Here is a 7,150-nt window from a genome sequence, read left to right as displayed (position 1 = left end):
AGAGCCAGAGCCAGAGCCAGAGCCAGAGCCAGAGCCAGAGCCAGAGCCAGAGCCACAACTTTCGAGCCATCATTCAAGCTATGCAGAAATACGCGCGGCTGAGTTTGAGGTTCCGAATCTTGAGGATGTTCAAAAACTCCTGAGTCGTTTAGAGGCAACTAATGTAGTAGAAGATCTGAATCTAGATGAATTGATGGATCAAAATACTCAGAAAATCGCCCAGCAAGAAGACATGCAGGTGTTTGACGTCGCGGTGGCATCTGCTCAATTGTTTGAAGAACCAGAAATTCAAGATTGGAACCTTCCAGAACCTGAATTATCCATTGCTGTCGAACCTCAAGTTGTATCACAGCAAATTGAACAGCAACAAGTTGAAGCTGAACAACCAGCAATTAAGCCTGAAGAGACTGAGCTTGAATCTCCTAAAATTGAGACGGTTGTTGAACTCGAAACTCAAGCTGGAGGTATTGACAAGTTTACTTCGTGGGAAAGCACGGCTCGAACGGAAGATTTCCAAGCCTTGTATTTTGAAGTTAATGGTGTGACCTTCGCTGTGCCGCTTGATGAGCTAGGTGGTATCCATCGCCTTGAAGAGTTAAGTCACATTATTGGTAAGCCAGCCTGGTATCTAGGGTTGCAAACCAACCGTGAAAATCAGCTAGATGTGGTCGATACCGCAAAATGGGTGATGCCTGAGAAACTATCGGGTGACGAATATAAAGAAAACTATCAATATATAGTGATGCTTGGAGATAGCTTATGGGGACTTGCGAGTACCGAGCTTAAAGGCACAGAGCTGTTGAACGCAGATAAAGTACGTTGGCGAGAAATGGCAGGAAAACGTCCATGGCTCGCCGGTATGGTTAAAGAAAAAATGTGTGCTTTGATCCATGTCGAAGCATTAGTCGCCATGTTAAACGCAGGGCTAGATGTAAAAGCATTGAGCTAGTACTACGATTGGTACAATAAACGCATCAAGTTAATAATAGTGGTCGGTAACGACGACAAGAGGATTATCTATGTCTCATATGAGTGAAGTTGAAGTAAGAAAAGATCCAACCAATGATGAAGTACTTCAATGGGTAACATTCCAGCTGGAAGAAGAAACTTACGGCATTAATGTAATGCAGGTTCGTGAAGTACTACGCTATAGCGAAATTGCCCCAGTACCAGGTGCTCCAGACTATGTTTTAGGTATTATCAACCTACGTGGCAATGTTGTTACCGTGATCGACACTCGTTCTCGCTTTGGTTTGATGCAAGGTGAAATCACAGATAACACTCGTATTATCGTTATTGAATCTGAGCGTCAAGTGATTGGTATTCTAGTGGATAGCGTTGCTGAAGTGGTTTACTTACGTTCTTCTGAGATCGATACGACACCAAGTGTTGGTACCGATGAAAGTGCTAAGTTTATCCAAGGTGTAAGCAACCGTGATGGCAAGCTGCTTATCTTAGTAGATCTTAATAAGCTACTAAGCGAAGACGAATGGGATGAGATGGCTCACCTGTAATGTTTGAAGCGCTTTCTTTAACCCCTGTTGCTCTTCTCTCTGGAGTTGGGGTTTTTACGTTATTTGTCATGCTTTTGATTAGCAAAGTAAAACGTGCGATTCAAAAACAACTCGAGCAATCACGTCTGCAAGTTCGTAACTTGGACAAGGAGCTTCAAAAATCGAGTAAGCAGTTACTTGAAGTTCGCTCTGTTGTGGTTGGCTTGGGCCAGAAAGTGACAGAACAGCAAGACCTGATAAAGCACTTGAATGAACGTATTGTTGAGTTGGAACATGCGGACAACGACGGACGTTTGTACACACGTGCAACGAAAATGGTTCAGCTTGGCGCTGGGATCAACGAACTTATTGAAGAGTGCGAATTACCAAAAGCTGAAGCTGAGCTGATGATGTCTCTGCAAAATAAGCTTGCAGGTAAAGAAAAAATTCCTTCTTTAAGAAGCGATCCTACATTGTTTGATGAAAAACCAGCAGACTCTCGCGATCGTAGAGATAGCCCCCGACGTCGTTAAATTGAGCGCTCATTGCGTATTTAACTGTTGATGTTTACCACGCACTCCTCTTAAAAAGAAGCTTCGGCTTCTTTTTTTATACCTAGTATTTATTTATAGAACGATGTTTATAAGTACTTGTATCTAAGAGGGTATCCGCCTGGTAAATAAAAATGTGTAAATTGTGATGCAGCGGTAACAGTTTCTTACGGAGTTTGTTCTATCGAAAACGCCTAGTCCTATTTTGTCACCATATTGGTGTGCTACTATAGCCCTCTCTTTACTCGACTAAATTTACCTATGCTAGAAGTCTCAAATTTAACTGCTATTCGTGACGACAGGGTTCTGTTTGAATCGTTGTCTTTTCAATTGAAACCAGGTGAACTGGTTCAAGTTGAAGGTCGTAACGGTACCGGGAAAACGACGCTCCTTAGGATTATTACTGGCTTAGGTGATCGTGATGAAGGCACCATCTCTTGGGATGGTGAGTCTATCGAAACGAGTCGAGATGCTTACCACCAAAATTTGCTTTTTCTTGGACACCAAACTGGCGTGAAGCGTGAGCTTAGTGCCTATGAGAACCTTAGTTTTTATCAAACGATTCACAGCGGTGGAATGAATAAGGAAGAGCTTTACCATGCGCTGACTCAAGTTGGCCTTGCTGGTAGGGAAGATGTCCCAGCAGGGCAACTGTCGGCTGGTCAACAGCGCCGCGTTGCATTGGCTCGTCTTTGGCTGAGTAAGCAAATGCTGTGGATTCTCGATGAGCCTCTAACTGCTATTGATAAGCAGGGCGTAAAAGTTCTGGAGTCTCTATTTTCTCAGCATGCAGACAACGGTGGCATTGTGCTGTTAACCACACACCAAGATATGTTTGCTGATAGCCCGAAACTAAGAAAAATAAAGTTGGGTGAATAATATGATCTCTTCAATGACCACGATTATCCGACGTGAACTGCTTATCGCATTCCGACGTCAAGCGGATATCTTCAACCCTCTGTGGTTCTTCATCATTGTTATAACTCTTTTCCCTTTGAGTATTGGTCCTGAGCCAAACCTACTTGCACGTATCGCGGCGGGGATTGTTTGGGTAGCTGCTTTACTCTCTGCATTGCTCTCTTTAGAGCGCCTTTTTCGGGATGATTTTCAAGATGGTGCCCTTGAGCAGATGATGCTGATGCCCATCCCGTTGCAGTTGGTAGTATTGTCCAAGGTCATAGCACACTGGTTATTGACCGGGTTACCATTAATTTTGATCAGTCCGTTATTGGCAGTGCTGCTGTCTTTGGATTTCGATACTTGGTTGTCGGTTGTTTTAACGTTATTGGTTGGTACTCCTGTATTGAGTTTTATTGGTGCGATTGGGGTCGCTTTAACAGTAGGGCTTCAAAAGGGGGGCGTACTTTTAAGTTTGCTTATTTTGCCGTTGTATATCCCAATTCTAATCTTTGCTACATCAGCGATTGATGCGGCAGCGCTGGGCATTGCGTATAACGGACAATTAGCAGTACTAGGGGCAATGCTAATGGGGGCAATGACGCTTACTCCTTTTGCTATTAGTGCCGCACTGAGAGTAAGTGTTAACTAAAGACCACTACCACTTTGTATATTCAAGGTGAACGATTTCAAACTTTCAAACTCAAAGAGTGACTGGAAGAAGCTCCAAACCAAATAAATTATAATAATTATAGCTGTGATAGCTGTAAGCAATATGAAGTAAGAGTGAGATTACAACATGTGGAAATGGCTCCATCCCTATGCCAAAGCAGAAACCTCATATCAGCTTGCTGGTAAACTTCTGCCATGGTTCTCTATCCTAGCGTTATTGTGTCTATCCGCCGGTACGGTATGGGGGCTAGCATTTGCGCCTTCCGACTACCAACAAGGTGATAGCTTCCGAATTATTTATATCCATGTTCCGTCAGCAATTTGGTCTATGGGCGCTTATATGTCTATGGCAATTGCGGCCTTTATTGGCTTGGTATGGCAAGTAAGGTTATCTGACATGGCGGCGTTGGCAATGGCACCTATTGGTGCTGTGTTTACTTTTATCGCTCTTTTGACTGGTGCGGTTTGGGGGAAACCAATGTGGGGTGCTTGGTGGGTTTGGGACGCACGTTTAACCTCGGAGCTTATTTTACTGTTCCTATATTTAGGTGTGATTGCATTGCACCACGCTTTTGATGATCAGAAAACAGCGGCAAAAGCGGCGGGTATTCTGGCTATCGTGGGTGTGGTTAACCTACCGATTATTCACTTCTCTGTTGAATGGTGGAATACACTTCACCAAGGTGCCACGATCACCAAGTTCGACAAGCCTTCTATTTCAAGTGACATGCTATGGCCGCTTCTTCTTAACACTTTCGGCTTCGCCTTTTTCTTTGGTGCTGTGACCATGATTCGTTTCCGAAACGAAATAATCAGCAAAGAAAGTCACCGTCCATGGGTTCGCAAGCTTGCGGCCGAAAAAGCGTAGTAGGGTAGGTAATTATGTATTTTGAATCTTTGAGTGATTTCCTTGCCATGGGTGGCTACGCCTCATATGTATGGAGTGCATTTGGAATCACATTCCTCGCGATGACCATTTTACTCGTAACAAGTATTCGTCGTGGTAAGCAATTACTAAATGAAGTACAAGCTAAGATTGATCGTCAAGCTCGTATCGATGCAGCAAAAAATATGGAGAACACTCTATGAACCCTAGACGCAAAAAGAGACTGGGCATTGTTTTAGCGATCTTTTTTGGTATCAGTGCGACTGTTGGATTGATGGTTTACGCACTCAACCAGAACATGGATCTGTTCTACACACCAACTGAGTTGGTCAACGGCAAAGACGGCAAAAAACCTGAAGTTGGTCAACGTCTACGTATTGGAGGCATGGTCGTAGTCGGCTCTGTAAGCCGTGATAATGAATCATTACGTGTAAGCTTCGATTTAGCTGATGTAGGCCCTAAAGTAACAATTCTATACGATGGTATCCTCCCTGATCTTTTTAGAGAAGGTCAAGGGATTGTTGCTCAGGGTGTTCTAAAAGATGCTACGACTATTGAAGCGTTCGAGGTGTTGGCAAAGCACGATGAAGAGTATATGCCTTCAGAGGTTGCCGAAGCCATGAAGAAAACCCATGAGCCTTTGCAATACACAACTGAACAAAAAGAAGGAAGTGTTCAATGATAGCCGAAATCGGCCATTTTGCCATGATCCTGTCTTTGGGGCTGGCATTGCTATTGAGTGTGCTCCCATTGTACGGAGCCTCTCGAAATAACACGTTATTGATGAATAGTGCACGACCGTTGTCGTGGGGCATGTTCGGATTCCTAGCTATTTCATTCGTTATTTTGTGCTACGCGTTCTACACCAATGATTTTACGATTCAATACGTCGCAAGTAACTCGAACAGCCAGCTGCCTTGGTACTACCGAATTACGGCGGTTTGGGGCGCTCACGAAGGTTCATTACTGCTTTGGGTTCTTATCCAAGCGGGCTGGACAGTTGCAGTAGCGACGTTTAGCCGTGGTATGCCTCAAGAGTCTGTGGCTCGCGTACTGGCTATCATGGGTTTGATTACTGTCGGCTTCTTGCTGTTCATTATCGTAACGTCTAACCCTTTCCTACGTACATTACCTTTCTTCCCTGTAGATGGCCGTGACTTGAACCCACTACTGCAAGACCCGGGTTTGATTATTCACCCGCCAATGCTTTACATGGGTTATGTAGGTTTCTCTGTTGCGTTCTCTTTCGCAATCGCTTCTCTAATGAGTGGTCGTCTTGATACGGCATGGGCTCGTTGGTCGCGTCCTTGGACAATCGCAGCTTGGTTATTCCTAACGGTAGGTATCGCACTAGGTTCATGGTGGGCTTACTACGAACTTGGCTGGGGTGGCTGGTGGTTCTGGGATCCAGTAGAAAACGCTTCATTCATGCCTTGGTTGGCTGGGACTGCTCTAATGCACTCACTAGCGGTAACCGAAAAGCGTGGCACATTCAAAGCTTGGACAGTATTGCTGGCTATCTCTGCATTCTCACTAAGCTTACTAGGTACATTCTTAGTTCGTTCGGGCATCTTGGTATCGGTTCACGCATTCGCGTCGGATCCTGCTCGTGGTATGTTTATTCTAGGTTTCCTAGTCTTTGTTATCGGTGGTTCACTGCTGTTATTCGCGGTTAAAGGCGCATCGGTTCGTGTTCGCGGCAACTTCGATCTGGTTTCTCGTGAAAACGCACTGCTTGGTAACAACATCTTATTGATTGCAGCGCTTGTGGTTGTGCTAGTCGGTACGCTACTGCCATTAGTTCACAAACAGTTAGGCTTGGGCTCGGTATCTATCGGTGCACCATTCTTTGATATGTTGTTCTTCTGGTTAATGATCCCGTTCTCGTTCTTGCTTGGTATCGGTCCTCTGATCCGCTGGAAACGCGACAATCTATCCAAGCTTGTTAAACCAATGCTGATTTCAGGTGCATTCTCACTAGGTTTGAGTGTACTAATGGTTACTCTATTGGCTGACCGCTTCAGTGGTACTGCGTTTGCTGGTTGGGTCATGGCGTTCTGGATCATCTTCATGCATGGTTTTGAGCTGCATGAGCGTGCGACTCACCGTCATACGTTTATGAAAGGTTTGACTAAGCTACCTCGTAGCCACTGGGCGATGATGTGTGGTCACATCGGTTTAGCCGTGACAGTGATTGGTATCGCGATGGTGCAAAACTACAGTATCGAACGCGATGTACGCTTAGCACCCGGCGAAAGCTATCAACTTGAAGAGTATAGCTTCCTGTTTACCGGCGTTCGTGACAAAGATGGTCCTAACTACGATGGTTACATTGCTGACTTTGAAATCACTAAAGAAGGCAAATACATCAACACGCTTCATGCGGAAAAACGTTTCTACACCACAGCTAAATCTATGATGACAGAAGCTGCGATCGACCGTGGTGTAACACGCGACCTATACATCGCAATGGGTGAGCGTTTGGACGACAATAAATCTTGGGCTGTTCGTATCTACTACAAACCGTTTGTACGTTGGATCTGGGCGGGTTCTTTGATCATGTCTCTTGGTGGTGTTATCGCTATCAGTGACCGTCGTTACCGTTTTCGTAAGCCAGTGAAAAAGTCGGCTAAAGAGCAGGAGGCTTAGTT

Annotated in this window: 9 protein-coding genes; all 9 read left to right on the top strand. The window is 44.8% G+C overall.

Going from position 1 to position 7,150, the window contains the following annotated elements:
- Nucleotides 1-949: chemotaxis protein CheW (locus ACED48_RS15215; protein ID WP_371692197.1), on the top strand; the 949-nt coding region annotated here is incomplete at its 5' end.
- 70 nt (nucleotides 950-1,019) lie between these two features.
- Nucleotides 1,020-1,514 carry a chemotaxis protein CheW gene (locus tag ACED48_RS15210; RefSeq protein ID WP_017056895.1) on the top strand — a complete coding sequence of 165 codons (495 nt, stop codon included), beginning with the start codon at nucleotides 1,020-1,022 and terminating at the stop codon, nucleotides 1,512-1,514.
- Nucleotides 1,514-2,026: a DUF2802 domain-containing protein gene (locus tag ACED48_RS15205; RefSeq protein ID WP_017056896.1), complete on the top strand. Its 513-nt coding sequence runs from the start codon at nucleotides 1,514-1,516 to the stop codon at nucleotides 2,024-2,026. Before ACED48_RS15210 ends, ACED48_RS15205 begins: the two co-directional genes overlap by 1 nt.
- Before the next feature lie 279 nt (nucleotides 2,027-2,305).
- Nucleotides 2,306-2,923, top strand: coding sequence for a cytochrome c biogenesis heme-transporting ATPase CcmA (gene ccmA, locus ACED48_RS15200; RefSeq protein WP_017056897.1), 618 nt, complete (start codon nucleotides 2,306-2,308; stop codon nucleotides 2,921-2,923).
- A 1-nt stretch (nucleotide 2,924) separates the two neighbouring features.
- Nucleotides 2,925-3,593: a heme exporter protein CcmB gene (ccmB, locus tag ACED48_RS15195; RefSeq protein WP_017056898.1), complete on the top strand. Its 669-nt coding sequence runs from the start codon at nucleotides 2,925-2,927 to the stop codon at nucleotides 3,591-3,593.
- A gap of 147 nt (nucleotides 3,594-3,740) precedes the next feature.
- Nucleotides 3,741-4,481 carry a heme ABC transporter permease gene (locus ACED48_RS15190; RefSeq protein WP_017056899.1) on the top strand — a complete coding sequence of 247 codons (741 nt, stop codon included), beginning with the start codon at nucleotides 3,741-3,743 and terminating at the stop codon, nucleotides 4,479-4,481.
- 14 nt (nucleotides 4,482-4,495) lie between these two features.
- Nucleotides 4,496-4,702, top strand: coding sequence for a heme exporter protein CcmD (gene ccmD / locus ACED48_RS15185; protein WP_017056900.1), 207 nt, complete (start codon nucleotides 4,496-4,498; stop codon nucleotides 4,700-4,702).
- Nucleotides 4,699-5,181: a cytochrome c maturation protein CcmE gene (ccmE, locus tag ACED48_RS15180; protein ID WP_017056901.1), complete on the top strand. Its 483-nt coding sequence runs from the start codon at nucleotides 4,699-4,701 to the stop codon at nucleotides 5,179-5,181. The genes ccmD and ccmE overlap by 4 nt, the downstream gene beginning before the upstream one ends.
- Nucleotides 5,178-7,148 (top strand): heme lyase CcmF/NrfE family subunit, encoded by a 1,971-nt coding sequence (locus ACED48_RS15175; RefSeq protein ID WP_017056902.1) that lies wholly within the window; start codon nucleotides 5,178-5,180, stop codon nucleotides 7,146-7,148. Before ccmE ends, ACED48_RS15175 begins: the two co-directional genes overlap by 4 nt.
- Nucleotides 7,149-7,150: the final 2 nt, after the last annotated feature.

It is taken from the genome of Vibrio sp. 5S239 (assembly GCF_041439575.1).
Lineage (GTDB): Bacteria > Pseudomonadota > Gammaproteobacteria > Enterobacterales > Vibrionaceae > Vibrio > Vibrio kanaloae.
The sequence above is the reverse complement of the archived record's forward strand: the minus strand, read 5'-3'. Positions and strand labels throughout refer to the sequence as shown.